Annotated in this window: 1 protein-coding gene; it reads right to left on the reverse strand. The window is 41.1% G+C overall.

All coding sequences use genetic code 11. The features are described from left to right. On the reverse strand, positions 1 to 780 hold a 780-nt coding region (locus tag A3738_RS20675; protein ID WP_197473936.1), incomplete at its 3' end, for a TonB-dependent siderophore receptor. Between the last annotated feature and the right edge of the window lie 131 nt (positions 781 to 911).

The raw sequence follows: 911 nt of genomic DNA on the forward strand, positions 1-911 counted from the left end.
GAATTGCAAGGTAGAGCCCGTATCGTGCTTTTGATGTTTCGCTAAGATTGTTAGTTGAGTGTCTTCAGAAGGTTTCCATGTAAGGGATGGCATTAATACAAGTGCGTCGTCTTGAACATACTCGACTTCCGTGTCGGCATCACGATTTAAGGCAACAAAGCGGTATAGTAAACTTCCATCCTCATTGATCGCGCCAGTAGAATCAAACATGGTTTGTACTCGACTATTTTCACCGATTTGTACGCCAAACTCACCTTGGGCATCTTCCTTTGGAAGCTTAGAGTTGGCATTAATGATTCCGCCCAGTGCGCCTTGGCCGTATAAAGTTGAAGATGGTCCTTTAACGACTTCGATGTTCTCATAGGTGAAAATTTCAACGCGAGGCGCGTTGTAAAAACCTTCAAATGCTATAAAGCCGTCCTCAAATTGTTGAGGCTTGATGCCACGAATTTGTGAAGAGTCGAGGCGGGTGTCGATGCCAAACGGGCCCGCAAAAACACCAGAAGTATAATTTAATGTATCTTGTAGGTTGAGAGAGCCTCGTTCGGTAAACTCGTCATTGCTAATAATATCTACGGAGCGCGGAAGATCTTCTAATGATACATTTAATTTACTGGTTGAACTTGGTTCAATTTTTATGTCGTGCGCTTCTTTTGCATGCGTGCCCGTAACAACTGTTTGTTCCAGTTTTGTTGCATTGTCTTTCGTTTGTTCTGCGTACAGTAGATCAGGTGAAATACTCGCTAACGCAACAGCGATACTTATCGTTTTTTTGTTCATAGTCTTTTTACTTTTAAGTCCCATCGAATAAAAATTTGATTAAAACTAGTGCTGTAGGCATCCCTTCGAGCATATCTAGTTTGTCGTTCTATTATTATTTGTAATACGTATGAGAATTATTCGTATTATCA

This window comes from Oleiphilus sp. HI0066 (genome assembly GCF_001635725.1).